General features: G+C 54.7%; 24 protein-coding genes. 6 read left to right on the top strand and 18 right to left on the bottom strand.

Annotated elements, in window-relative coordinates; all coding sequences use genetic code 11:
* Positions 1-80: 80 nt before the first annotated feature.
* The 5 genes from ACQ4N8_RS07920 to bioB all read right to left on the bottom strand — a co-directional run bounded on the left by ACQ4N8_RS07920 (position 81) and on the right by bioB (position 5,630).
* The gene (locus ACQ4N8_RS07920; RefSeq protein ID WP_430703803.1) at positions 81-2,018 is read right to left on the bottom strand and encodes an FtsX-like permease family protein; all 1,938 of its coding nucleotides are present in this window, start codon (positions 2,016-2,018) and stop codon (positions 81-83) included.
* Complete coding sequence (locus tag ACQ4N8_RS07915) at positions 2,015-2,770, bottom strand: ABC transporter ATP-binding protein (protein ID WP_430703802.1); 756 nt, start codon at positions 2,768-2,770, stop codon at positions 2,015-2,017. Before ACQ4N8_RS07915 ends, ACQ4N8_RS07920 begins: the two co-directional genes overlap by 4 nt.
* Positions 2,771-2,869: 99 nt before the next feature.
* Positions 2,870-3,877, bottom strand: a complete 1,008-nt coding sequence (locus tag ACQ4N8_RS07910) for a sensor histidine kinase (RefSeq protein ID WP_430703801.1) — start codon at positions 3,875-3,877, stop codon at positions 2,870-2,872.
* Positions 3,874-4,566 (bottom strand): response regulator transcription factor, encoded by a 693-nt coding sequence (locus tag ACQ4N8_RS07905; RefSeq protein ID WP_430703800.1) that lies wholly within the window; start codon positions 4,564-4,566, stop codon positions 3,874-3,876. Before ACQ4N8_RS07905 ends, ACQ4N8_RS07910 begins: the two co-directional genes overlap by 4 nt.
* Before the next feature lie 74 nt (positions 4,567-4,640).
* Complete coding sequence (gene bioB / locus ACQ4N8_RS07900; protein ID WP_430703799.1) at positions 4,641-5,630, bottom strand: biotin synthase BioB; 990 nt, start codon at positions 5,628-5,630, stop codon at positions 4,641-4,643.
* Positions 5,631-5,971: 341 nt separating this feature from the next.
* Here bioB and ACQ4N8_RS07895 point away from each other — a divergent pair, with 341 nt between their 5' ends.
* Positions 5,972-7,162, top strand: coding sequence for a M14 family zinc carboxypeptidase (locus ACQ4N8_RS07895; protein WP_430703798.1), 1,191 nt, complete (start codon positions 5,972-5,974; stop codon positions 7,160-7,162).
* Positions 7,163-7,251: 89 nt separating this feature from the next.
* On the opposite strand, the gene ACQ4N8_RS07890 is transcribed toward ACQ4N8_RS07895, so the two are convergent.
* The gene (locus ACQ4N8_RS07890; protein WP_430703797.1) at positions 7,252-7,653 is read right to left on the bottom strand and encodes an RrF2 family transcriptional regulator; all 402 of its coding nucleotides are present in this window, start codon (positions 7,651-7,653) and stop codon (positions 7,252-7,254) included.
* Between the two features lie 161 nt (positions 7,654-7,814).
* Positions 7,815-8,396, bottom strand: a complete 582-nt coding sequence (locus tag ACQ4N8_RS07885; RefSeq protein ID WP_430703796.1) for a TetR/AcrR family transcriptional regulator — start codon at positions 8,394-8,396, stop codon at positions 7,815-7,817.
* A 592-nt stretch (positions 8,397-8,988) separates the two neighbouring features.
* Here ACQ4N8_RS07885 and ACQ4N8_RS07880 point away from each other — a divergent pair.
* Both ACQ4N8_RS07880 and ACQ4N8_RS07875 read left to right on the top strand, forming a co-directional pair.
* Positions 8,989-9,891, top strand: a complete 903-nt coding sequence (locus ACQ4N8_RS07880) for an aldo/keto reductase (protein ID WP_430703795.1) — start codon at positions 8,989-8,991, stop codon at positions 9,889-9,891.
* Between the two features lie 527 nt (positions 9,892-10,418).
* A complete protein-coding gene (locus ACQ4N8_RS07875) occupies positions 10,419-10,925 on the top strand; it encodes a DUF3231 family protein (RefSeq protein WP_430703794.1) in 507 nt (168 codons plus the stop codon).
* A gap of 36 nt (positions 10,926-10,961) precedes the next feature.
* Here ACQ4N8_RS07875 and ACQ4N8_RS07870 read toward each other — a convergent pair whose 3' ends face one another.
* Positions 10,962-11,657, bottom strand: a complete 696-nt coding sequence (locus tag ACQ4N8_RS07870; RefSeq protein ID WP_430703793.1) for a 2-phosphosulfolactate phosphatase — start codon at positions 11,655-11,657, stop codon at positions 10,962-10,964.
* Positions 11,658-11,811: 154 nt separating this feature from the next.
* On the opposite strand from ACQ4N8_RS07870, the gene ACQ4N8_RS07865 reads away from it, so the two are divergent.
* Together ACQ4N8_RS07865 and ACQ4N8_RS07860 are read left to right on the top strand one after the other, a co-directional pair.
* A complete protein-coding gene (locus tag ACQ4N8_RS07865) occupies positions 11,812-13,131 on the top strand; it encodes an MFS transporter (protein WP_430703792.1) in 1,320 nt (439 codons plus the stop codon).
* A gap of 110 nt (positions 13,132-13,241) precedes the next feature.
* Positions 13,242-14,105, top strand: a complete 864-nt coding sequence (locus tag ACQ4N8_RS07860) for a phosphosulfolactate synthase (protein WP_430703791.1) — start codon at positions 13,242-13,244, stop codon at positions 14,103-14,105.
* A 72-nt stretch (positions 14,106-14,177) separates the two neighbouring features.
* On the opposite strand, the gene ACQ4N8_RS07855 is transcribed toward ACQ4N8_RS07860, so the two are convergent.
* From ACQ4N8_RS07855 to ACQ4N8_RS07810, 10 genes are all read right to left on the bottom strand, one after another.
* Positions 14,178-14,594 carry a hemerythrin domain-containing protein gene (locus tag ACQ4N8_RS07855; protein WP_430703790.1) on the bottom strand — a complete coding sequence of 139 codons (417 nt, stop codon included), beginning with the start codon at positions 14,592-14,594 and terminating at the stop codon, positions 14,178-14,180.
* A gap of 38 nt (positions 14,595-14,632) precedes the next feature.
* A complete protein-coding gene (locus ACQ4N8_RS07850) occupies positions 14,633-16,138 on the bottom strand; it encodes a nitrate/nitrite transporter (protein WP_430703789.1) in 1,506 nt (501 codons plus the stop codon).
* A gap of 193 nt (positions 16,139-16,331) precedes the next feature.
* On the bottom strand, positions 16,332-16,850 hold the full coding sequence (locus ACQ4N8_RS07845) for a hemerythrin domain-containing protein (protein WP_430703788.1): 519 nt from the start codon (positions 16,848-16,850) through the stop codon (positions 16,332-16,334).
* 14 nt (positions 16,851-16,864) lie between these two features.
* Positions 16,865-17,512, bottom strand: a complete 648-nt coding sequence (locus ACQ4N8_RS07840) for a response regulator (protein ID WP_430703787.1) — start codon at positions 17,510-17,512, stop codon at positions 16,865-16,867.
* 57 nt (positions 17,513-17,569) lie between these two features.
* Positions 17,570-18,628, bottom strand: coding sequence for an ATP-binding protein (locus ACQ4N8_RS07835; protein WP_430703786.1), 1,059 nt, complete (start codon positions 18,626-18,628; stop codon positions 17,570-17,572).
* Positions 18,625-19,086, bottom strand: coding sequence for a GAF domain-containing protein (locus ACQ4N8_RS07830; protein WP_430703785.1), 462 nt, complete (start codon positions 19,084-19,086; stop codon positions 18,625-18,627). The genes ACQ4N8_RS07835 and ACQ4N8_RS07830 overlap by 4 nt, the downstream gene beginning before the upstream one ends.
* A 26-nt stretch (positions 19,087-19,112) precedes the next feature.
* Positions 19,113-19,811: a respiratory nitrate reductase subunit gamma gene (narI, locus tag ACQ4N8_RS07825; RefSeq protein ID WP_430703784.1), complete on the bottom strand. Its 699-nt coding sequence runs from the start codon at positions 19,809-19,811 to the stop codon at positions 19,113-19,115.
* Positions 19,798-20,373, bottom strand: coding sequence for a nitrate reductase molybdenum cofactor assembly chaperone (gene narJ / locus ACQ4N8_RS07820; protein WP_430703783.1), 576 nt, complete (start codon positions 20,371-20,373; stop codon positions 19,798-19,800). Before narJ ends, narI begins: the two co-directional genes overlap by 14 nt.
* Entirely contained in the window at positions 20,366-21,916 is a 1,551-nt protein-coding gene (gene narH / locus ACQ4N8_RS07815; protein ID WP_430703782.1) for a nitrate reductase subunit beta, read from the bottom strand. The genes narJ and narH overlap by 8 nt, the downstream gene beginning before the upstream one ends.
* Positions 21,906-25,583, bottom strand: a complete 3,678-nt coding sequence (locus ACQ4N8_RS07810; RefSeq protein WP_430703781.1) for a nitrate reductase subunit alpha — start codon at positions 25,581-25,583, stop codon at positions 21,906-21,908. Before ACQ4N8_RS07810 ends, narH begins: the two co-directional genes overlap by 11 nt.
* 501 nt (positions 25,584-26,084) lie before the next feature.
* Here ACQ4N8_RS07810 and ACQ4N8_RS07805 point away from each other — a divergent pair.
* On the top strand, positions 26,085-26,558 hold a 474-nt coding region (locus tag ACQ4N8_RS07805; RefSeq protein ID WP_430703780.1), incomplete at its 3' end, for a transposase.

The raw sequence follows: 26,558 nt of genomic DNA, 5'->3' as shown, positions 1-26,558 counted from the left end.
TCCGGCGAGTAACCAAACAAACAAGGCGGTTAGCCCCAGTTGGGCTTCCGCTTTGTTTTTCGCAATTTTAGACCACCGTGCTACAACGACTCCTTTATTACCCGCTTATAAAACAACACCGACAGCAGACCGAAGATCGAATACAGCGCCGTATACAGCAGCATGACGAGAATCATCGGCGTCCATAGCTCCGTTCCGAACAAAAACCAGCCGGATTGGACGGCAAAGTAGCTGTGCGACAAGCCGACGGCCAGCGGAATGCCGAAATTGAACACCTGTTTGAACTGGATGCCGCGCAGCAGGTTGCCCGGCGTAAAACCCAGCTTCCGCAAAATCGTATAGCTCGGCTTCTCCTCTTCCCCTTCGCCCATTTGTTTGAAATACAAGATGCAGCCCGACGTGATCAGGAAGGTTAACCCCAGAAACCCAACGATAAACATGATCAGCCCCATGTTGCCCTTCTGGCTCGCGATCCGTTCAGGCTGGGACATCGCGCCCATACGTTCTTCCAAGCCCATGTCTTGAAAAATCCGGTCGGCTTGATCCAGCAAGCCGGGGTCAACCACATCGATCCCGTAATAAACCGGAGATTGGCGTTGAAGATCCGGATTCACGTCTTTTGCCAATCGCTCGAACATGGCGTGATCGACGATCACCGCAGGCATCCCGGTCGAGAAATGGCTGGACACGATCGCGTCCTTTTTCGTATCGGTCACCGTCACGGTCATGGTTTCCGACCAGCCCTTCAGCGTGATCTCCCCTTTCGGACGCATGCCCATGAACTGCTCCATGGCATTGCTCGAGCCGGCGAGCAGGGCTTCTTCCGAACCGATGTCCGTACCTTCGACCTCTGATTCGTCGACGACCGCAAGCGTCATGATCCCGCTCTTTTGCTCTTCCGTGGAGGAGCCGAAGATTTGCGAAACGTCGGCGTCGGCCATCAGCACATGGCGCTTGGTTTCTCGAACCTCGATCCCGGCCTTCCCAAGGGCCTGCTCGAAATCGGACACGTCCGTGGGGGCCAACAGGGCAAAATGATTGGGAACGGTCTGCTCTGCCGTTTTCTCCGTCGAATAGTAGGAAATGTAGCTGAGCGACAACAGGCCGATCGCCAGCGCCGATACGGTCGTAATGATCGTCAGAAGCAAGGCGTTCGACTTCATCCGAAACATGATCGAGGATAGCGACAGCACCTCGTTCAACGACAAGTAACCGCCCTTCGCTTTGCGCACCAGGTTAAATACAAAACTGACCGACCCCTTGTAAAATAGATACGTACCGATGATGACCGACCCCAAAATCAGGATCATCGCCATAAACAGCTTGCTCATCTCGCTAACATCGCCGCTGAATAAATTGGCCGACACCCGGTATCCGTACAGGATCAGGCCGATGCCCAGTACGCCGATGACGATTTCGGATAAAGGCATTTTGCGGTACGTATTTTCCGTCGTGGACACGACCCGGAACAGCGACAAAACGCTCTGCCGTTTAATGAAGGTATAGTTCATCAGCATGATCAGCAAATAGATCGCCGCGAACACGATCACGGTTTGCAGCAGCGCCTGCGGCGAGAAGCGCAGCGAAGCCTGGGCGTCCACGCCGATGATTCGGAACAATATCATCAGCAGCAGCCGGGAGCAGGAAAACCCGATGAACATGCCGATCAGCATCGAGCCGAAGTATAGGATCAGGTTCTCGCTGCTGAGGATGCGAAAGATCTTCCCCTTCGTTAACCCGATTAATTGAAACAGCCCGATTTCCTTGCTGCGACGCTTGATGAAGATGGTGTTGGCATAGAGCAAAAAGATGGCCACGATCGCGACGAGCAGCACCGAAGCCGCAGCCAATCCGGCGGCGCCCTTCACGGAGCCCTTCATTTCGTCCAGCGCCGGGTCGTACTGCAAGGTGACGAAAGCGAAATAGAGCGCAACGCTGAAGATTAAGGCAAACACGTACAGATAGTAGTTTTTCAGGTTTTTCTTCAAGTTTCGGTAAATCAGATGGGTTAGATTCATCCCTGCACACCGCCCAATACGCCTTGAGCCTTGATGATGTCGTTAAAAAAGGACTGCCGGGATTCCTCGCCTTTATTCAGCTGCGAATAGATCTGCCCATCTTTGATGAAGACGACCCGGCTGGTGTAGCTCGCCGCCACCGGATCGTGGGTGACCATGATGATCGTAGCCGCGATTTTGCGGTTCAGCTCGCTGAGCTTGCCCAGCAAATCGGAAGCCGATTTCGAATCGAGCGCTCCCGTCGGTTCATCGGCGAATATGATGCTCGGGTCATGAATGAACGCTCGAGCGGCCGACGTCCGTTGCTTTTGTCCTCCGGAGATTTCGTTCGGGTATTTGTCCTTGATCTCGTAAATGCCCAATTCGGTGGCAATCTGCTGAAATTTGTGGTCCGCATCTTTCCGGGACACCTTTTTGATCGATAACGGCAGCAGCACGTTTTCCTTGACGGTCAACGTATCCAGCAAGTTATATTCCTGAAAAATAAACCCCAAATGATGCTTGCGGAATTCGGCCAGTTCTTTTTCCTTCAGCCCCGTAAATTCCTTGCCTTCTATTTTGATGCTGCCGAGGCTGACCTTGTCGATGGAGGATAACACGTTCAGCAGCGTCGTTTTGCCGGAGCCCGAGGCCCCCATGATGCTGACGAATTCGCCTTTTTCGACGTGCAGGTCGATGCCCTTCAGCACCTCCTGCCGGTTAAATTTGTTTCCATAGCTCTTATGGATTTTGCTCACTTCGAGAATCGCCATGGGTTCATCACTCCTTTGTCCTGCCTTTATCTTAACGGAACCGCTTCGCCGTTTCCCGCGATTCGCCGAACAAAGCAGGCCGGGCATGTGACAATGTTGTCACATGCCCAGGGTACGAACGAAGGCGTTGCTTTGGGGAAAAATCAACGTAAAGGTTGCGCCTTCCCCCGGCCTGGAGTCGACCTCGATTCGGATGGACAAAGCGTCCGCGGCCTTTTTGGCCAAATAAAGCCCCATCCCCGTCGCCGCTTGATCCCCGTGCCGGGCCATCGACGTGAACCCCTTATCGAAGATACGCGGCAGGTCCTTCGGATCGATGCCTCGTCCGAAGTCGCAGACGCGCAGCCAAGCCTGTCCGTTCGGAGAAATGCCGCTCTCGATGACGATATCGGACGCTTCGCTGTATTTGACCGCGTTACTCAGCAGCTGGCGCAGAATAAAGCCAAGCCATTTCGCATCCGTCAACACTTCCTTGGCGGTCAGCGTAACGTCGAAGCCGATGCCTTTTTGCATGCACCAGGCTTGGAGCTCCTTGATCTCCTTGAACACCAGCGGCTCGAGCGCCGCCTGCTCGATATACCGGTCGTTTTCGATAAACAGCATCCGCTTCCGGTGCAACTGCTGGTCCAGCAGCAGATGGACGCGCAGCCACTCGTACCTGAGCTGCGACTTGAGCGGCTCGTCGCCCAGACGGTCGATCATGAGCTGCATGGCGGTAAGCGGCGTCTTCACTTCGTGGATCCAGGACATCAGCTCGTCCTTCTCCTCCTCCAGCTGTGCCGCCAGCAGCGTAGCTTCCTTGCGGTGCTTGTCCGTCTGTTCGCTAAACCGATCCATGGTCAGCGCCTCGAACGGGCTTTCGGGCGCGGCAATCGAATTCAGGTCGTAGGTATCATCCCAGGCGGACAAACTCTGGTAAAACCGCGTTTCCTTCGGATACCGGATAAAGAGAAAGGCCGCAAAAACCAACAACGACAAGAAAACGATATAGAGCATCGGCGGGAACGGGATTGAGCCGTCGATGGCGGCGACGAACAACAGCATCGCTTGCCAGGCGATGAATAGCGCGATCCAACTCAGCCGTTCCCGCAAATATTTGGAGATCATAAGGGGACCGCCTCTTCCGTCGCCATATACCCTTGGCCCACTTTGGTTTCGACATAAGCGCCCAGGCCGATTTCCTCGAGCTTTTTGCGCAGCCGGTTGACATTCACCGTCAAGGCGTTGTCGCTGACGAAATGCTCATTGTCCCACAGGCTGCGAATCAGTTCCTCCCGGCTGACGATCTGGTTTTTCCGCTCCACCAGCAGCTTGAGGATCAGCATTTCGTTTTTGGTCAGCTCGATCGTCCCCTGCCTGTTCGCAATCGTATTTCGCACGTATTCGACGGTAGCCCCGCGCCATGTTCGCAGCTCCACCCGCTCCGTGTTGTAGTTATAGACGCGGCGCAACGTCGCCTGGATTTTCGCGATCAGCACGTCGAAATGAAACGGCTTCTGGATAAAATCGTCCGCCCCCAGCTGCATGGACATGACCATGTCGGTGGGGTGGTCGCGCGAGGAGAGAAAAATGATCGGTACGTTGGAATGGGCCCGGATCATCCGGCACCAATGAAACCCGTCGAACTTCGGCAGCTGAATATCAATAATGACCAGATCCGGCCTTGTTTCCGTGAATTCCTGCAGCACGTTCCCGAAATCCTGCACCCCGTGCACGCCATACGACCACTGCAGCAGCCGTTCCTTGATTTCTTGAAAAAGAGTCCGGTCGTCTTCAATCAGCATAATGTTAAACAAGCGAATCACCACGTTTTTTGGATTCTTTACCTAATCCAGTTTAATGGAAAACGAGGCGCAGCGCTATCCTCCCGTTAAATGGCCGTCAGCTCGATCTCGAAGCCCAGATCCTCGATCATCCGGTGATCCAGGGATACGTCTTGCCCTTCCGTCGTCATGTAGTCGCCGACGAAGATCGAGTTCGCCGCATATAAGGACAGCGGCTGCAGCGTGCGGAGGCTGACTTCGCGGCCGCCGGCCACGCGGATTTCCTTCGACGGGCAGATGAAACGGAACAAAGCCAACACTCTAAGCGCCTTGAGCGCCGGTATCCGTCCCGCCCGTTCGAGCGGCGTGCCGGGAATGGCGTTCAGGAAATTGACCGGAACCGAATCGGCATCCAGCTCGCGCAGCGCCAAAGCCATCTCCACGATTTCCTCATCCGATTCGCCCATGCCGATGATAACGCCGGAGCACGGAGACATCCCGTGGGCTTTTGCGGTTTCGACCGTCGCCACGCGTTGGTCGTACGTATGGGTCGTCGTGATCGACGGGTAGTTCGCCCGGCTCGTGTTCAAATTGTGGTTATAGCGGTGAACCCCGGCTTCGCTCAGCTTCTGCGCCTGCTCCTCCCGCAAAATGCCGAGGCAGGCGCAAATTTTCAGCGGCATCGTCGCGCGGATTTCGGCGACCGCTTCCGTTACCTGCTCCAGCTCCTTGTCGGTCGGCCCTTTGCCGGAAGCCACGATGCAATACGTTCCCGCCTTACGCTGCAGCGCTTCGCGAGCCCCGGCCAGCAACGTCTCCTTGTCCAGCAGCGGATATTTAGGGATCGAAGCCGTCGAGACCAAGGATTGCGAGCAGTAGCCGCAATCTTCGGGGCATAGCCCGCTTTTGGCGTTGATGATCATGTTCAGCTTGACTTTTTTTCCATAGTAATGCCGTCTGACCCGAAACGCCGCCTCCATCAGCGGCAGCAATTGATCGTCGTCGGCATGCAAAACGGCCAGCCCCTCCTCCAAAGTTAACGCCGCCCCGCTTAGGGCTTTTTCGGCAAAGGCGTCCCAGCTCTTTCCTTCCGTCATGCGTTGGTTCATCCATCATCCCAGCTTTCTATTGATCTATTGGCTCTACAGCAAAAGAAGATTGATTGTTAACCTGAATTAAAATTCTGGGTTAACAATCAATCTTCTAAATTTTACCTTAAAGATCGGATGTTGTGAAGTGAAAGTTGCGCCTGATCTCCGGGACAAGCCGCCGACCGAGCCCGCGGGCGCGTTCAAGGGCAGCCAAGCCGCGGCCGATCAGCAGGCTGGACGAAGCGTTTTTTTGAATATTGCAAATTTGAAATGATGGAAGATGGCATGGATCGCGCTTCCTACTACATAGGCTGTTATAAGGCAGAATCGTGCAGGAGGGATATGTTATGCGGATACGTGTGCGGTCCGGAGATACGTTATGGTATTACAGCCAGCTGTTTAACCTGCCGTTGCAACTGATCGTCGATTCCAATCCGGGCTTGAACGAGGCAAATCTGAACGTCGGCCAGGAAATTCACATTCCCGGCTTTTTGGTCAGCGAATACCGCATCAAGGCCAGCGACTCCATTTGGAAGCTGTCCCGGGAGCGGGGTTATCCGATGGATGCGCTGCTGCTGCTGAATCAAGCGGTGAATCCCAATCGCCTAACCGTCGGGGAGCAGCTGCAGCTTCCGCTGCGGGTCACCTGGTTCGTGGTCGAGATCCGCAAATCATACGACTATGCGGCGTTAAGGGCGGACCTTGATCGGCTGGCGGACGTTTACCCGTTTATCGCCTATCGCAACATCGGCAACACGGTCATGGGCAAGCCGATCCCCGAATTGCGCATCGGGAAAGGCACCAAGCAGGTGCACGTCAACGGGGCTTTCCATGCCAACGAGTGGATCACCACGCCGGTCCTGATCAAGTTCCTGAACCAGTATTTGCTCGCCGTCACCAACAGCGGTACCATTCGGGGCCTGGCCATGTGGCCGTATTACGAGGGGGTTAGCATGTCCATGGTGCCCATGGTCAACCCCGACGGCGTCGACCTGTCGATACACGGGCTTCCGGCGCAGGAGCCTTTCCGCAGCAACGTGTTGTCTTACAATAACGGGAACACCGATTTTCAGGACTGGAAAGCGAATATCAACGGCGTCGATTTGAACGACCAATTCCCTGCCTTGTGGGAACGCGAGGTCGCGCGCAATCCTACGGAGCGGGGGCCGAGGGATTATCCGGGCACCGCCCCGCTCACCGAACCGGAGGCGATCGCGATGGCCGAGTTGACGCGGCAGAGCAATTTTGCCCACGTGCTGGCCTTCCACACGCAAGGCGAAGTCATCTATTGGGGGTTTGAAAATAAGGAACCGCCGTACGCCGAGACGATCGTGAACGAGTTTGCCAGGGTCAGTGGCTATGAGCCGATACGCAATATCGAGAGTTACGCCGGATACAAAGACTGGTTTATCCAGGATTGGCGGCGGCCGGGCTTTACGGTCGAGCTGGGGAGCGGCGTTAACCCGCTGCCGCTCTCGCAGTTTGACGAAATATACGAAGAAAGTCTGGGGATTTTGCTGGCCAGCCTGTATATGTGAACATCGATCGGCGGCCTTGGGGAGGATGGCGCGTGCCCTTTTGCGATTGTTGCAGGCATGCGGGACGCGCCTCTTTTCTGCCTAAAAATTTAGACGTGCGCTTTCATCTTCGCCGCCAAATCGATAAGCTTGGTTTGTTTGAGATGCAGCTCCATCTTTGTCTCGGCCTCGACCATCACCTGTTGGATCAAGCATTCTTCCCCATGGTCGAAATGGCATTCGAATAAGGATGCCGTGCCTTCGATGGCATGGATAATGTCCAGAAACGTGATCTCGTCTTTCTTCCGCGTCAGACGGTATCCCCCATTCGCCCCCGACACCGATTCGAGCATGCCCGCTTTGACCAGCTTGGTTAATATTTTAGAAAGATACGTAGGCGAGACGTCTTGAGCCTCGGCCAATACTTGGACGCCCACCGGCTTCATCGACGGGTCGATTACCAACGACAGCATCGTATGCAGCGCGTAATTCGTCGCTTTTGAAAATTTCATGCTTGTTTCTCCTTACTCAGACTTGTAATGTCTATAATATCGGCGAACCAGCGAGAAGTCAACCGCTCCGGGTCGACTTCTCCGATCGCGGCGGCCGGGTTGCATAGCCTATAACCGCTCATTCATTATTGACTATGTAGTCAAAAAAAGAGTAAAAAAAATTAGCTTTGGATCAACCCAAACGCGGTGTCCAGTACCATCTTTATATATTCGGCCGGGGCTCCTGTTTTCTCCAGAATTCTGGCACCTCGCAAGGCGTTCGCTAAATGGGCGGCCAGCTCCCGGCTAGTGAAGCGCATCGTGATTTGGCCGGCTGCCTGCCCTTTGCTGATAACCTCCTCCAGGACAAGCTGTACATCGTTGAACATTCGCTCGATCTCCCGGTTTACGTCCTCATCGCTGACGCCGAACTCCAGCGCGCTGTTCACCATCAGGCAACCTCTATGGGTCTCCTCCGTGGCCGAACAAAGCGAAGTCGTCTTGATCGCGACTAGGATCTCAATCGGGCTACCGTCGCGGGAAATCAGCTCTTGCAAGGTTTCGCGATTTTGCTCACGGTACAGGGCGAGTGCTCTGAGAAACAATGTGCGTTTATCCTCAAACACCCCGTAAAGGCTTTGTTTTTTGACGCGGGTCTTCTCCGTCAGGTCTTCAAAGGAAGTGGCTTTATACCCTTTAGTCCAAAACACTTCCATCGACTGGTTCAACACTTGATCGACATCAAATTCTCTTGGTCTGCTCATAGGGATATCATAACAATACTTGACTATATAGTCAAGTATATAGCATTCCGCTTCCACCTCCGAACGCCGATGATTTAAACCGGAGATTGAGATGTTCTTTGCGTTTCCCTTATAATTTGAAATAGTCACAATTCAATTAGGCTCGAAACCAAAATCAGTGCTTGACAAAAGCCCTGCCGAAACCCGCGCTGCATTAAAGTTACGAAAAACCGAGGCATCGGAGGGCTGTCCATGGATGCACGGATGCACGAATGCATGGATGCCGCGGAATGCCATGATTTCGGTGAATTCCTCCTTTTTTGAGCCGCTTTTTGAGCCGTAACGGACACCAGAGACCTTATTTGGGTAAAATCGGCAGACTTCCAACTTTTAACGGACTCCAGAGACCTTATTCCAGGGGAAATAGAGCATCTAAGCCTATTTTCGATCAAATAGGGTCTTTTCGGTCCGTTAGCCATGGAAATAGGCCGGGAAATCTAGAGTAGCGTCGTCTCAGTCCGTTAGCGCGAAAAGGCTAGCGGTTACTCATTCCCCTGACTAACCGTCAAGCACCGATTTTTAATGAAGCCTTAAATTAAAGGAGATGAACGAGATGAAAATGAACCGGTTAGGCTCCTCCGAGCTCATCGTCGGCGAAATCGGCCTGGGCTGCATGTCGCTCGGGACGGAGGAGAGCAACGCGATTGCCATCGTTCATGAGGCGCTGGAACGAGGCGTTAATTTACTCGATACCGCCGATTTATACGATGGCGGACGGAATGAGGAAATCGTCGGCAAGGCGATCCGGGGACGTCGGGATCGCGTCGTTTTGGCGACCAAAGTTGGCAATCGGCGGATTCCCGGCCGGGAAGGTTGGAGCTGGGACGCTTCCAAAGCCCATATCCTCTCCGCCGTCAAAGATAGCTTGCGCCGGTTGGACACGGACTATATCGATTTGTATCAGCTGCATGGGGGGACGATCGAGGACCCGATCGACGAAACGATCGAAGCGTTCGAGCAGCTCAAACATGAAGGCGTAATCCGCGAATACGGCATCTCCTCGATTCGTCCGAACGTCATTCGCGAATACGTCTCCCGTTCAGCCCTCGTCAGCGTGATGAATCCCTACAGCATCGTGGATCGCCGCGGCGAAGAGACCGTGTTCCCCCTGCTGCAGGAGCAACGCATCGGCGTCATTGCGCGCGGGCCTTTGGCCAGCGGGGCGCTTGCGGCTAACCGCCGAACGGACAAAGGCGTACTCGACTACGAACTGGCCGAATTGCTCGAACTGCGCCGCCGGCTGCAGGAGCTTGAAACGCCGGAGCGTTCCCTCACGCAGTTGGCCATCCGTTATTCCCTGGCCCACCCGGCGGTCGCCGCCGCCATTCCGGGGGCCAGCTCGCGCGAGCAGCTGTTGCAGAACCTCGCGGCTGCCGAAGTTCCGGAGCTGACCGCTGAGGAAGTCGAAACGGTCCGCCGCTTGAGTAAGGCGAATGTGTACACGTTGCACCGCTAAACCTATGGAGTAATATTCATGCACAAGCAGAGCGCGTTTCGCGACCTGCTTGTTTGCGATGACGGCATTGACGGATTCCCATGATATCGGGTTCCTTCGGGCGGCGTACAAACCGCTTCGAATCAATTGCCCCGCCAGTTTGAGCAGTTCCTCCTTTGAAAGCTCATGACCGCCGTATGTGGTTAACGTATAGTAAGCATCCTACTCCTCGTTATACTAATTCAGGTAATGGTAGCTGACTACTTCTCGATCCAACTCCCTTTCCCCTTGCTGTACGCGAACGATTACCGCTTCGATCGGTTGGTCGTTCTTTTCTTCCTCCCGTCCCGTTTTGCACACCCCCTTGCCGTTTTCTATTCTGTATAACAATTAACTCCCGCAAAATGTGCCTCTTGCCGAAAAAAATTTAATATCCTCATCTTACACCTTGTTTTGCGCTTCAAGGCAAATTCGCTGCATGAACCGGGCGTCGCGAGACATACTACGCACGGGCAACCTTAAAATTTGAAAGTGAAGGAGATCGATCAATGGGCGTTTTGGACGGTAATCCGAAGAACGAGCCGATGCATTACGGCGAAATATTTGCCGCTTGGGAAAGCTCGATGGGGGCCAAGTTGATTTTGTCCTGCTATCAGCTGTTTTCGTACCATGCGGGAGACAAAGATTTGAAGGACATGTTGAAAGAGCTGATGGATCAGGCGAAGCTGGAGATCAAGGAACTGGATAAACTGCTGACCGACAACGGGATTACTCCTTTCCCTATGCTTCCGGAAAGACCGGAGGCGAAGCTGGAGGATATCCCGCCGGGGGCCAGATTCGCCGATCCGGAAATCGCCGTGAAAATCGCCATGGACACCGCCGCCTCATTAGCTGCTTGCAGCGCCGCCATGGGCTTATCGATCCGGGAGGATATCGGCGCGCTATATGCCAAGTACCACGTGACCAAAACCGCGCTTGCGCTGAAAATTTTACGCATGAGCAAAGAAAAGGGCTGGCTGATACCCCCACCTCTCCAAGTGAAAAAACCGGAGTAGCGCTTGCAAAGGGGGATTCGCGTCCGCGATTCCCCCTTATTTTACCTCCACCGGTTCGATCATTGGAATCTCGTTCTCGCGATTCACCTTCATCACGAACCCGGCGTCCAACTCCAAGGCGCACAGCTCGATATCCTCAGGCGAAAAAGCCGGCTGCTCCGGGTCGAAGAACTTCGCCGCAGCCTCCGAGCCGCGAATCCGCCGAATCGTTTGCTGCGCCGTGGGTTCAACTTCCCCGAGCAACACCCCGGCCATAAATTCCGCGCAAGCCAGATCTTCATCACCCGTCGGATGCGAGGCGATCAAATGCATCGTCATGTCCGCAAGATTTTCCTTCCACAGCGTACGAAGCCATGCCGAGGTCGTTCTCGCATTCGAAAATCCCGTCACGTAAATATGCTCGGCATTGAGTGAATTCAGCGTAGCCTCGACGCCGTTGGTCGTTTTTTGAATCAATGTCCTGCCGCTCAGATTCGCTTCCCGTAACCTCGCCGGTGAATTGTCCAGGTCAAACCCCGGAATCGCCAATCCTTGGATTTCCCCGGCGAGCAGGATTTCGGGATCGTTTGCTTTCAGCCGGAAGGCCTCATCGGTCGTTTTAACCAAATACATGCCTTTCACCCCATGAATAAATGCGTAATGCGCTACCGTAAAAGCACGTATCACGTCGATCACTACGTTGATCTCCGCATCCGGCAGCCTGTGATTGTGTCCCTGTACGATTTGGATCATGTTTCCCCTACCTTCCTGTCTGGACGTTATCAGCTTATGCCCCAAGGACGGTCCACGGTGCAAACCCGATGCATACCCCCCTTCCAAATAACAAATAATGAACTAGATCTCGATGCACTCGATCCGTAATCCATCATTCGGAGGAGCTAAACCGATGAACAAAACCAAAGCGCGAAAGAGGCTGAACATCAGCTTCCAAAGCGATATTTCCCTGCCCGAAGCCGAACCGGGCGAAGACGCCGGAACGGCTTATGCGAAGCAGAATGACAAAACGGAAAGCGGCTCCAAGGGCCGAATCAAGGAATTTATCGCCATTGCGACGATCCCGATCGTGCTGGTGTTCGGCAACTCCATGCTGGTGCCCGTGCTCCCCGAAATGCAACGGCAGCTAGGCATCAGCAAATTCCAAAGCAGCTTGATCATCTCGATATTTTCTTTGGCCGCCGGGATTTTCATTCCCGTCATCGGCTACTTGTCCGACCAGTTCGGACGCAAAAAGATCATCGTCCCCGCGCTCATCGTTTATGGCGGCGCCGGGGTCCTGGCCGGCTTCGGAGCCATCTGGGACTCCTATGCGGTCATTATATCGGCGAGAGCCATCCAGGGCATGGCCGCGGCAGGTACGGCTCCGATAGCCATGGCGCTCGTGGGGGACTTGTACAAAGGCGGGACGGAAAGTCAGGCGCTTGGCCTGATCGAAGCTTCCAACGGGGTCGGCAAAGTGCTCAGTCCGATCATCGGCTCCCTGCTGGTGTTGATCGTTTGGTATGCCTCCTTTTTCGCCTTTCCCGTGTTTTGCGCCTTATCGCTGCTTGCCGTGTTGTTTCTGATCAAGGAGCCCAAACACGAGCAGAAGCAGCGCTTGAAGGAATACGTCCATAACATCGGGCAAATTTTCCGCAAAAAAGGCAGCTGGCTGATCACCTCGTTTTTCGCCGGTTCCCTTGGGCTGTTCATTTTGTTCGGCGTGCTGTTTTATTTGTCCAATACGTTGGAGGAAAAGCCCTACAACATCGAAGGCGTGCTGAAAGGCGCGATCCTGGCGATCCCCTTGCTCGGCATGGTTATTACCTCGTATACCACCGGCAGCCTGATCAAGAAGAAGGGGCTGCTCATGCGCTGGCTCATGAACATCGGGCTGGTCCTGATGACGGTAGCGCTGGCGGCCACGATCTTCTTTTTCAAGAACATTTATGTCTTCATCGGCCTGCTCACGATCAGTAGTGTCGGTACCGGCCTGCTTCTGCCCTGTTTGAACACGATCATCACGGGAGCGGTGCAAAAAAGCGAACGCGGAATGATCACCTCCCTCTACAACAGCCTGCGGTTCTTGGGCGTGGCCTTCGGGCCGCCCCTGTTCGGCTGGATGATGGACAGATCCGACCGCGTCGTGTTCATCACCGTATCCGCTTTGTCTTTGGCTACGCTGGTACTTGTGTTTTTCATGATCAAACCTCCTCGTCAAATCGACTAATTTTCTCCAATATTTGTTAATCTCATGGGCACCTGTCGGGATAAATCCGCATATGATGCCTATGTCATTGGATGAAAACGATAAGTCTTAAGGAAATGAGGAGATCCCAGATGAAAAGTACGTTACGTGCTGTATGGCCTTCCGAGTTGTTTGACCCGAGCGGACGACGCCAAGCTTCCGAAACGGAGGAGCGTTTGCCCGAATTGCCGGTAACCGGCCCCGGGCTTACGATGGTCATCGATAAAGGGCTTGGTCGAAGCGCGTTTACGGATTTCGTAGAACTTGCGGCTAATTACGTGAACTGCGTGAAGTTTGGTTTCGGCACCGCCCCGCTGTACACGACGGAGCTGCTGATGTACAAAATCGGCCTGGCCAAACGGCACGGCATCATGGTTATGCCGGGGGGGACCTTGCTGGAAACGGCGGTTCAGCAGGACGTGGTTCCCGCGTTTTTCGACACGGTCTGCCGCCTCGGCTTCAACGGCATCGAAGTCTCCGACGGCACGATCGACCTCCCCCGCAAACAGCGGACGGAACTGATCGCCGAAGGCAAGAAACGCGGCCTGCGCGTCGTTACCGAATTCGGCAAGAAACTGTCCGGTTCCCTGATCGATGCCACCCATCTGGCGGAAACCCAGGAATCCGATCTCGAAGCCGGCGCCGAGCTGATGACCGTAGAAGCCCGGGAGTCCGGAATGGGAGTCGGCATTTTCGATGAGCACGGCGAGTGCCGCCTGGATATTCTCGACAATATCCTCAAGTTCGTGCCGGACAGACAAAGACTGATGTGGGAAGCGCCGCTCAAACAACAGCAAGTGCTGCTGCTGAGAAAATTCGGCCCGGGCGTGCATTTGGGGAACATTCAGCCCCAGGATATCCTTTCGCTGGAGACGATGCGGCGCGGACTCCGTCAGGACACGTTCGAATTCGGCATACAGCATAAACAAGCGAAGGAATACTTCTACGTCATTTAAAGCCCAGCTAAAGTCGACAAAAAAGCAAAAAGCGAGCAAACAGATTGGTACTGTTTACTCGCTTTTTGGGGATTACTCAAAGAGCAACCGTTCCTCATCCCGGCTGTGGATTTCATTGACGACGAGCAACGCATGGAGCTTACGCCGGATCTCCTCCGTGACTCCCGTCGTTTCCCGCAGATCGTGAATATCTTTGACGATGATTCGCATCAGGTCGTGATCCCGCTTCAATTGCAGGACCGTTTCCCGCAACGCCGGATCCCGTTCCGCCACTTCCTGATAGAAACCGTCTTCTTCGGCGTCGGCATGGCTCAAGATGCGCGTCTCCCAATAATCCAGCAATTCGTCGGTTGCCGCATTCGCCTGCTCAAGCTGCCCGCCGGCATAGTACTGCTCGACCTCTTCCGTTTTGTCCCGGGCACCCGCCAAGCCGCCGCTATGGATTGCTTGATGGGCATGCCGCTGCCGTAACGATGGACCAACCGCCATCCGTTTCCCCTCCCTGAAATAACCTTAGGTTGCCTGCATTATTGATTTTTGCCATTCGTATCCGGGAGCTCCGCGAACGTCCCGACATACCGGATGTCTTCCCCGGTCTCATCCTTGACGGCGCTGATATTTAGGACTTGCAGATAAACCTCGCCGTTTTTGCGTTTGTTCCAGATCTCTCCCTGCCACATGCCGGTTTCCTTGATGCTCTTCCACATCTCCTTGTAAAAATCGGGGGACTGCCGGTTTGCGCGAAGGATGTTCGGCTTTTGCCCCACCGCTTCTTCGGCAGCAAATCCGGTGAGCGAAGTGAATGCCGGATTCACCGCCACGATCGTCCCCTTCGGATCGGTCACGAGAATGCCTTGTCCCGTATTGTTGAACACTTCCGAAGACAAGCTCAGCTTGTTGTGGTACACCATCCAAAGCACGAGGATCAAGCTGGCCAAAGCCACTTGCGACAGCAGCATGAATCCGATCGAATACTGCCCCGTCACCGAATGGATGTAAGACAAGAGCAGCGGCGGGAAGAAACCGCCCAACCCGCCCATCATCGAGACGATCCCGTTGACGATCCCGGCCTGCTTGTTGAAATACTGCGGCACGAGTTTGAAGATTACCCCGTTCCCGCAACCCGCGACTGTCGCGATGACCAGGCAGCCGATCGTGTACAACGTGAACGTCGGCGAGAACGCCAGAATGATGGCGGCAACCGTAAAGGCCGAGAAAATGCCGATCAATAGATACAGCGAGTTAAACCGGTCCGCCAGCCATCCGCCCACCGGACGCATAAAGGTGGCCAAAGCGATAAATCCCGCCGTCCGCATGCCGGCATCCACTTTGCCGAGATCAAAATTCGTGACCAGGAAATTCGGCAAATACACCGTGAACGCGACGAACGAACCGAACGTTATGAAATACAATAGCGAAAACAACCACAGCTTTTCGTTTTTGTATACGCCCTTGATCTGTTCGACGAGCGAAGTTCTTACTTTCGGTTCCTTGCGGTCCCCCAGGAAGAGATTTAGCCCTGCGAACACCAGCAAGATAATCAGATACAGCTTGACGGTCATCGACCAGCCGATTTGCGTCGCCACGAGCGGCGCCGAAAAGGAAGTTACCGCGGTCCCGAGGTTGCCCAGGCCGTAAATGCCGTTGACCAAGCCGTGGCGTTCTTTCGGATAATACTTGGGCAGCGAGGTGACGCCGACGGAAAACACGGCCCCGCCGATCCCAAGGAACAACCCGCCGATGATCAGATCCATATAGGAGTTCGCTTCGCTGATGTAATACACCGGAAACAGCAGAAGCACGAAGCTGATCAGGAAGACGATCCGCGCTCCGTAAATGTTGGCATAGTAGCCGATCGGAATCCGCAGGACGGAGCCCAGTACGACGGGAATCGCCGTAATGATGGCTACTTTGTCGGGCGGGATTTGGATGTCGTCCCCCATAAAGGACAGCAGGGATGAGATGATCACCCATACCGCAAAGCCGACAATCAGATTTAACGTTTGTAGCGGCAATTGAACTTTTCTTATCAAATCGATCACCTTTTCCAAGTTACTGAATGAATCTCGATTAGATTCCCCAATCGTATTTTAGCTTAAGCGTAACGGACTCCTTAATAGGGAGTTCCCCCGAATCGCCCCGGAAATTCCCTAACCGCATCGTTTGGACACGAAAAAGCCCATAAGCACCTAACGATGTTTATGGGCTTCTCATTGAACGGGGAAACTATTCAACAATCAGGGTATAAAGCTCTTTATTCAACTGCTCTCGTTCCGACGGCTTCATGACTTGCATGACCATCGGAAATAACACCGTCTCTTCCTTGACGAAATGGACGGTCAAAATTTCAAACGCTTCGCCGGCATCCCGCGATAAAGCTCTCATCTGCTCCAGCGAAAATTCGCCTTCGGAATAGTGCAAAAAGTGATCGATGTAAGCGAAGATCTCTTCGTGTTCGTTCTCGATCGCTACGATCGGGCCTTGCTCATATCCTATATGATGCCCCAACCTTTTGAAAAAATATGTCTCTTCCTTTGAAAAATGTTTGCGCAATGGTGCCTTGAATTGGGTCAGCAGCTCGCGCAAGCGAACCAATTGTCCCCTGGCTTGTTCCAAGGGGTATCGATCGTTCTGGAGCCCCAACACGATCGCGTGCCACTCGTTCATCAGATGCGTCAAATAGCGGTGCTCATTTTCCAGAATGCGCGTGGCGGGCGATTCAAATAACAACGTTCCTTGTTCCATGAAGTCGACCTCCGTTAAAAGTCCAGGAGCTTTTTCTTAAGCGCGTATTCCACCAGCTCCGGTCTCGTTTTTAAGTTCAGCTTTTCCATCATTTTGGCTTTATGGGCTTCGACGGTTTTGACGGAAATATGCAGCATTTCCGCGATCTCCTTATTCCCGTACCCTTTGGCGACGAGCGGCAAAATTTCGATTTCACGGGTCGACAGCAGTTGGTACGGATTCGATTCGTCCACCTGCTGATTTTGGTTCACGAACTCGCGAACGAGCGACGTGGCCAGTTTGGGATGGATATAGACGCCGCCCTGATGCACCATGCGGATGGCCGAAACGAGTTGTTCGTCCGGCGAATTTTTCAGCACATACCCGCGCGCGCCATTCTTAAGCACATGAAATAAATATTCCTCGTCGTCATGCATCGTCAGAATGATGATCTTGGTTTCGGGAAAATCCTCGTTGATCTTCGCTGTTGCAATAAGGCCGCTTTCCCCGGGAGGCATACTGAGGTCCATCAACAAAATGTCGGGCCGGTGTTTGGCCACCATCGTGTAGGCTTCCAAGCCGTCCGCGGCCGTCGCCACGACCTCCATATCCTCCTGAAAATTAATGATCATCGCAAACCCGCTTCTGACGACCGCATGGTCATCGGCGATTACCACTTTCACCGCTATCGTCCCTCCTAACCACGATTTGTCTCTTCCGATCAACCTTAGTTTCCCGTCTTACCGGGTATCTCCAGTCGGAATCAGCAGGCATACCTTCGTGCCTTTGCCCGGCTCGGAGGTGACCGCAAGCTCACCGTTGACGAGCTCTGTCCGTTCCTTCATCCCATATAAGCCAAGCCCGGTGCCTTTCGGGTCGCGGGAATAGACGTTGAATCCATTCCCGTGGTCGGTAACGGTCAGCTCCAGCGTTTGTTTGGTGGCAAACAAGCGGACTTCGATCTCGTCCACGTCGGCATATTTCAAAGCGTTCAGCACCGATTCCTGGCAGACCCGGTAAACGACCGTTTCGATTTCGCTGTTAAAGCGCCGGCCCTCCAGCTCCGCATTAAAATGAACCAGCACGCCGTAATTTTTCTCGATCCATTTGAAATGCGAACGGAAGGCGGCGTCCAGCCCCAGATCGTCCAGCGAAGCCGGCCGCAGCTCGACCGACAGGTTGCGGATTTGCTCCAGCAGCCGCGTCAGCGAGGCCTCCGTTTGCTGGATTTTCTGCAGGGCTTCGTCCTGCACGTTCAAATATTTCAAAACCCGCAGATCGACGAGCGAACTGATCAGTTCCTGCGCCACGCTGTCGTGCAGCTCGCGGGAAATCCGCTTGCGTTCGTCTTCCTGGGCCTTAATGATGCTTTTCGTGATCGTATTATGGTTTAGCGTCTGCTGCGTCATCAGTTGATTCGTCAAATCGCGCAGCATCAGCACCCGGATTCCCGCCTCTGCATCCACGATATGGAAGCTGGCCGAAAACGGGACCACCTTTTTGCTCTTGGTTTCCAGATAGAGCTGGAACGAGCTGAAGTCCTTTTCCGTGTCGGAAAGATAGCAATTCAGGCAAGACATCGGCTCTTCTTCGCTCGTATATCCCCGGCACGAAAAACAAAACGAGTTGCCGTTTGGTTCATTATCCTCTTCAAGCACCCGGCGATCCAATAAGCTTTCCGCCTGCGGATTCATCGCCATGATCCGATGTTGCGCATCGAAGAACACGATCGAATCCGAGCTGTTCTCATACATTTTCGCGAGCAGTTCGAACGGGAGATTCAAGGGCTGCCGAATCATTGGAGCGTCAACTCCTTTATGTCGAAATCGCCAAACTTGCCCTGAAGCGATTCATGGAGCTGCCGGAACGCCTCTTCCGACATTCGTTGATCCGCGCGGTAGCCGACGAGCAGCACGCCTTCGACGCGGTCCGCCAAATACAGGGGGATCGCCGCCACGCTGGTCAGCCGTTCCGAGACCAGGATCGGATAGTTGAACAAATCCTGGGACTTCAACTCGTCCGCCACGCTGGAAACGAGCATGGGACTGCCGGTTTTGAAGACGATACCGGCAATCCCCTTTCCGGACTGAAGGACGATGCGTTTATAGCGATTGTTCAAATTGCCCGAGGCATACTTCCAAGTGATGACGAAATCGTTCACCGCCGACTCGGCAAAAGCCAGCGAGACGAAGTCGTAGCCCATACGCACTTTTAATTGATCTATGATGGCCTGATACTGACAGGAGGTTGGATTCATATACACGGCTCCCTAACTTCTAATCCTTATTGCCCAGCATTATGCTGGCGATGCTTCCTATAAAGGATATAGCTTCTACGGGCATAATTCAAGGGTACGCTCCAGACGTGAACCAGCCGGGTAAACGGCCATAGGGCGAAGATCAGGAATCCCGCCAGGATGTGGATTTGGAAGGACATAGGAACCTCCGCCATATAGGAAGCGTCCGGGCGGAAAATCAACAGATTGCGGAACCAGACCGAAATCGTCTCCCGATAATCGAACTCCGGCTGCACGTTATTCGTGACCAGCGTGGAGAACATTCCCATAAACACGATGAACAGCAACAGCCCGTTGACGATCATGTCCGAAGCCGAGCTGAGGCGGCGGACATTCTTCTTCGACAGACGGCGCGCGGTCAGGATCAGCATCCCGGCAAACGTGACGACGCCGAAGAATCCCCCGCCGTACATGGCGCCGATATGGTACAAATGATCGTTCACCCCGATGGCGTTCATCCACGATTTCGGGATCCCGAGTCCGGCGACATGCCCCATGACGACCGGAATAATGCCGATATGAAACAGCAGGCTGCCGATCATCAGCTGTTTTTTCTCGATGAATTCGCTGGATTTCGCCGTCCAGTTGAACTGATCGTAGCGGTAGCGGAAAATATGCCCTACCGCGAAAGTCATCATGCACAGGTAAGGAAAGATCACCCAAATAAATTGATCAATCATGTTCATATGCGCTCACCTCCTGCTGGAGGCACAGCTTGAACGTCTCCCGAAGCGCCTTGATGAGGTAATAATAGGGGCTTTCCGCTTTCTCGAGCGATTTCATCAGTTGATAGCTTCCATCCTCCAGGACCGTAATGACCGTATGCATGCCGACCTCGCCTCGCGGATGATCCAGCCAATCGGCCGCGTACAGGAACTCCAACATGAGCGGCAAACAGTCCGGCAGCTCCCGGTCCGTCATTTCCATGCCGAACATTTCATAGATCGTTTTGAGCGTGGTCAGCATTTGGCCGCGTTCCTTCGAATCTTCGTATTTGGCAAACGTCATGTACAGCGTCGACGCTTTCTCGAAATCAAAGGTATCCACATAAACTTCCTCGATCTCGTCCATGCTGAGCTGAAGCATCCGTTCCCGGTATGTCGCGACCGGTTCCAGAATGGACGGAGGCATGGCCTCCTCCCCGCCTTCGCGGATTTGCGCAAACGTCTCCTTGTCCGGGTAGGTCAACTGTCCGGCAAAAAAGCCGAAATATTCTTTGTTCTCGTGCAGCTTCACCAGATCAATCACGCCAGATCCCCCCGTAAAAGTTTTGTTCGTATTGCTCTCGGCCGCTTTTGCCGAAATTCGAAGGCGTCGCCGGCGTCGGCGGCCCGCAGCCGTCGCAGTCCATGCCGAACCCTTCCGAGCCCTGAGCGCGGTACGGATCCATATAACCTTCCTTGTGCGAGGTCGGAATCACGAACCGGTCTTCGTATTTGGCGATCGCCAGCAGCCGGTACATCTCTTCGATTTGCCGGGCGGTAAGTCCCACCCGTTCCAAGCGGCTTTCGTCGAACGGCTGCTTCGAGAATTGCGCCCGCTGATACGAACGCATCATTGCCATGCGCTGCAAGGCGATCTTCACGGTCGCCGTATCTCCGGCTGTCAGCAAATTGGCCAAATATTGCACCGGCGTTCTCATCTCTTCGATCGCCGGGAAGATCAGGTCGGGATTCCGGATCGAATCCTTGCCTTCGAAATGGCTCATGATCGGGCTGAGCGGCGGTACGTACCACACCATCGGCAGCGTGCGGTATTCCGGATGGAGCGGGAACGCCAGCTTGTATTCGATCGCCAATTTATAGACCGGCGATTGCTGAGCCGCTTCGATCCACTCCTGGGAGAGGCCGTCTTTGCGGGCCTGCTCGATGACTTTCGGATCATGCGGATCGAGGAACAAACCGAGCTGCGCCTCGTACAAATCCTGCTCGTTCGGTGTCGATGCCGCTTCCTGCACGCGGTCCGCGTCGTACAGCAGCACGCCCAGGTAGCGGATGCGCCCGGTGCACGTTTCGGAGCATACCGTCGGGAGTCCCGCTTCGATTCTCGGGAAGCAGAAGGTGCATTTTTCCGCTTTGTTCGTCTTCCAGTTGAAGTACACTTTCTTGTACGGACAGCCCGTCATGCAGTAACGCCAGCCGCGGCAAGCTTCCTGGTCGACGAGGACGATGCCGTCCTCGTCGCGCTTATAGATGGCACCCGACGGGCAGGACGCCACGCAGCTCGGATTCAGGCAGTGCTCGCAGAGCCGCGGCAAATACATCATGAACGATTGCTCGAAGTTGAATTTGATCTCCTCTTCGATTTTCTCGATGTTGGGGTCCTTTGGTCCGGTAATATGGCCGCCGGCCAAATCGTCTTCCCAGTTCGGCCCCCACTCGAGGTCCATTTTATCGCCGGTGACGGCCGATTTCGGGCGCGCCACGGGTTGATGCTTTTTCTCTCCGGAATTCGTCAGCTTCTCGTAGTCGTAAGTCCAAGGCTCATAATAATCTTTCATTTCCGGCATATCCGGGTTGTAGAAAATTTTGCCGAGGGCGATTTTGGACAGCTTGCTGCCGGATTTCAGCTCCAGCTTGCCTTTGCGCAGCGTCCAGCCGCCTTTGTAATGCTCCTGGTCCTCCCAGCGCTTCGGATACCCGATGCCCGGTTTCGTTTCCACGTTGTTGAACCACATGTATTCGGCGCCTTCGCGGTTGGTCCAGGTGCTCTTGCAAGTCACGCTGCACGTATGGCAGCCGATGCATTTGTCCAGGTTCAACACCATGGCGATCTGCGCTTTAATCTTCAAGCCAATCGACCTCCTTCAGTTTGCGCACGGCTACGTACACGTCCCGCTGGTTGCCGATCGGTCCATAGTAGTTGAAGCCGTAGCTGAGCTGCGCATATCCCCCGACCAACTGCGTCGGTTTCAGGTGGATGCGCGTCGGCGCATTGTGGCTGCCGCCCCGCTCCTTGGTAATTTCCGAGCCCGGTACGTTGATGTGCTTATCCTGGGCATGGTACATGAACATCGTGCCTTTCGGCATGCGATGGCTGACCACCGCTCTTGCCGTGACGACGCCGTTGCGGTTGTAGACTTCCAGCCAATCGTTATCGCCTATTTGATGCTGCTCCGCATCCTCGTTGCTGATCCAGACGGTCGGACCGCCGCGGAACAACGTCAGCATGTGCAGGTTATCCTGGTACGTGCTGTGGATGTTCCATTTGCCGTGCGGCGTCAAATACCGCAGCACCAGCGCGTCTTTCCCGCCCTCGACCTGCTTGTCGCGGGGACCGAACACCATCGGCGGCAACGTCGGTTTGAATACCGGCAAGGCTTCGCCGAACTGCAGGAAGATCTCATGATCCAGGTAAAAATGCTGGCGGCCGGTGAGCGTTCGGAACGGCACCAGCCGTTCGATATTGGTCGTAAACGGCGAGTAGCGGCGTCCCGATTTGTTCGAACCGCTGAATACCGGCGTCGGAATGACCTCCCGCGGCTGCGCGGTGATATTCGCGAACGTGATCCGCTCGGCGGCGCGGTCGGCGGAAATGTCCTTAAGCTCCACGCCCGTATCCTGCTCGGCCGATTCCCAGGCCCGCTGCGACACTTTGCCGTTCGTGGCCGAGGACAAATGCAGCACGGCATTGGCCGCATGTCTCGCCGTACGCAGCTTCGGACGGCCGTTTTTGATCGTCTCGTCGTAATAAGAACCGTTGATCTTCTTCAAATCCTCGTATTCTTCCTTCACGGAGAACGTAACGCCGTGCGCGCCGACCTTGCCGGTTTCGAGATTCGGCCCCAGCGTCACGTATTTATCGTAAATTTGCGTATAGTCGCGTTCAACGACAGTAAAGCTTGGCATCGTTTTGCCGAGGACCGGTTTGGTTTCTCCGCGCTTCCAGTCCTTCACCTCGCCGTACGGCTGGGCGATTTCGCTCATGGAATCATGGCCGAGCGGCGAAGAGACCAAATCTTTGTAAACGCCGGGCAGATGCTCCTTGGCCATGTCCGACAGGACCCCGGCCAACGTGCGGTAGATATCCCAGTCGGAACGGGATTCCCAAAGCGGATCGATCGCCGGGTTAAACGGATGCACGAACGGGTGCATATCGGTGGATGAAATGTCGATCTTCTCATACCACGTTGCCGCCGGCAGCACGATATCGGCGTACATCGGCGTGGCGGTCATGCGGAAGTCGAGCGCGACCAGCAGGTCCAGCTTGCCTTCCACTTCGTCGCGCCAGACGATTTCCTCCGGCTTTTCCTCGTCGTTTGGCGTCGACAGCAGCCCGTTGTGCGTCCCGAGCAGGTGCTTCATGAAGAACTCCTGCCCCTTGGCCGAACTGGAAATCAGGTTGGAGCGCCAGACGAATAGCGAACGCGGGAAGTTCTCCGGCGCATCCGGATCTTCCACCGCAAACTTCGTTTCGCCGGAAACGATTTGTTCATAGGCGTGCTGGATGATCTCGGCGTTTTCGGTTTGGCCTTTAGCCGCCGCTTCCGCGGCAAACGCCAGGCTGCTTTTGTTGAACTGCGGGTACGACGGCAACCAGCCCAAACGAGCCGCCAGCACGTTGTAATCCGCGGGATGGCTGTAAGGGATGTCGCCGCCCGTCGGCGATTTCAGCGAATCCGCGCTCATCTCTTCATATTTCCATTGATCCGTAGCGAAATAGAAAAACGAAGTCGCGTTTTGTAGCCGCGGCGGCGCTTGCCAGTCGCGGGCGAAAGCGATCGTCGACCAACCTTCGATCGGCCGGCATTTCTCCTGGCCGACGTAATGCGCCCAGCCGCCGCCGTTTACGCCTTGGGATGCCGTCAGCACGACCAGGTTGAGAATGGAGCGGTAAATCGTGTCGCTGTTGAACCAGTGATTGATGCCCGCGCCCATGATGATCATCGAACGTCCGCCGGTATCGATCGCGTTTTGCGCGAATTCGCGGGCGATTTGTACGACAAGCGACGCTTTGACGCCGGTCACGGGCTCCTGCCAGGCCGGGGTATAATGGGATTCCGCATCCTCGTAGCCCGCAGCCGTATGCGACGCGCCCGGACGCTTCACGCCATATTGGCTGAGCATCAAATCGTAGACGGTCGCGGCAAGCCGGGTGGTACCATCCGCCAAGTTAATCGTTTTGGCCGGAATCGACCGGGTGAACGTGCCGTTGCCGGCCGAATCGAAGTAAGGGAACACGACTTCGATCCACTCCGCCCCGTGGTTCTCGACCGACAAGGCCGGCTCGATCTTCGTCCCGTCTTCGCGCTCCAGGATCAGGTTCCACTTGACGTCCTTTTCCCAACGCTGGCCCATCGTTCCGTTCGGCACGACCAGCTCGTCCGCGGCCTCGTCGAAAATGACCGGCTTCCACTCGGCATGCTCGGTCGTTTGTCCCAAATCGCTGGCCCGCAAGAACCGTCCGGCTTTCAGCTTGCCTTCATGCGGATCCAGAAAAATCAGGAACGGCATGTCCGTATACTGCTTGGCATAGCTCAGAAACATCGGTTCCCGTCTTTGCACGTAAAACTCGTCCAGGATCACATGCGTCATCGCCTGGGCTACCGCCGCGTCCGTTCCCGGGTGCGGGGCCAGCCAGTTGTCGGCGAACTTGACGCTCTCCGCATGGTCCGGCGCCACGGATACGACTTTGGTTCCTTTATACCGGACCTCGGTCATGAAGTGGGCGTCCGGCGTCCGCGTCAGCGGCACATTGGAGCCCCACATGATCAAGTACCCGGCATTGTACCAATCGGACGATTCCGGTACGTCCGTCTGCTCGCCCCAAATTTGCGGCGATGCCGGCGGCAAATCGGCGTACCAGTCATAGAAGCTGAGCATTTCGCCGCCCAGCAAAGAAATGAACCGTGCGCCCGAAGCGTAGCTGATCATCGACATGGCCGGAATCGGCGTGAAGCCGGCAATCCGGTCGGGTCCGTATTTTTTGATGGTATAGATAAGTTGCGCCGATATCAGCCGGGTGGCTTCTTCCCATGTGACGCGCACATGGCCGCCTTTGCCGCGGGCCTGTTTATAGGATTGGGCGGCTTCCGGGTTCTCGACGATGCTTGCCCAAGCCTCCACCGGATTATCGTTGTGCCGCGAGAGCGCCTCCCGCCACAACCGCAGCAAGCGGCCGCGCATGTACGGGTACTTCACCCTAAGCGGGCTATATTCGTACCAGGAGAACGAAGCGCCTCGCGGACATCCGCGAGGTTCGAATTCCGGCATGTCCGGCCCGCAGGACGGGTAGTCGATTTGCTGATTCTCCCAGGTGATGATGCCGTTCTTCACAAATACCTTCCAGCTGCAAGAGCCGGTACAGTTCACGCCGTGCGTCGTCCGCACCACTTTGTCGTGCGACCAGCGGCCGCGGTACATGTTCTCCCATTCCCGGCTTTTTTCTTCTACTTTCGTCCAATTTCCCGAAACAGATTCCGCCTTTTTGAAAAAGGTAAGCCCTGATCTTTTTTTCATCGGAAGCGATCACTCCTTCATAGCCCTAAATGAATGCCTTTGACGGGGAATCCAAGGTTATTCATTCTTCTGTCTCCATTATGGAGTCGATCGCTTCGCCTTCCCATCAGGGAATTCCCTTAGGTTGCCGGTAAATGCCCTATAACGACAAAAAACGCCCAATGGCGTTCTGCTAGTAATTGCAAAGATGATTGAATCTTTGAGGGTTATCATACCTACCTTTTTTATGGAGTTTGGCCCTAATGATTCCAGGATGCCGGACTTCGGTGGCTTTGGTGACTGTCTATTGGGTTGCATCTTGATGTCCCTGCACACTGCTTTGCACGATTATCCCTTTCGTTCAGGGGGGGCAGGGGTTGAGGGTTAGGGATAAAAAAAGAGATAAGGAAAAAAATGAGGCGGTTCAGATGAGATTTTCGGCTTGAAATAGGAACGTGCGTTTGGTATAATGAAACAAAGCGAACATATGTGCGTGAATTATTGATTCGGGGGCGAGCGGACATGGAGGTCAATATGGGAACGGATCTTCAACCCTTCAGTCGCCGTTATCACAGCGAGCAGGCCTGCATGGATGCGTTGATTGCGATGAAGTGGCCTAACGGCTTTGTCTGCCCGTGCTGCGCTCACACCCGGTGCAGCCGTTTGACCTCCCGGCGTATCCCCTTGTTCGAGTGCGGAAGGTGCGGGCATCAAACGTCGGCTTTGGCCGGCACGATTTTTGAACGAACGCATCTGCCCATATTGAAATGGTTCCAGGCGCTGGAGTTGTTCCTGCTCCCTGATGGCATCTCGGCGCTGCGGCTGAGCCAGGTGATCCGGGTCACCTACAAGACCGCTTGGTTGATGCTGCACAAAATACGCCATGCTGTCGGGGAGTTTGATGCCCGGGCGCTGCTCTGCGGAGACGTGAAGGTGAACAGCGATCTGTATGGGCAGGATCCATCCCGGTGTCAGTTACTCCATCCGTATGCCTCG

Source organism: Paenibacillus macerans (assembly GCF_050565405.1).
In the GTDB taxonomy this organism is placed as follows: domain Bacteria; phylum Bacillota; class Bacilli; order Paenibacillales; family Paenibacillaceae; genus Fontibacillus; species Fontibacillus macerans_B.
The sequence above is the reverse complement of the archived record's forward strand: the minus strand, read 5'-3'. Positions and strand labels throughout refer to the sequence as shown.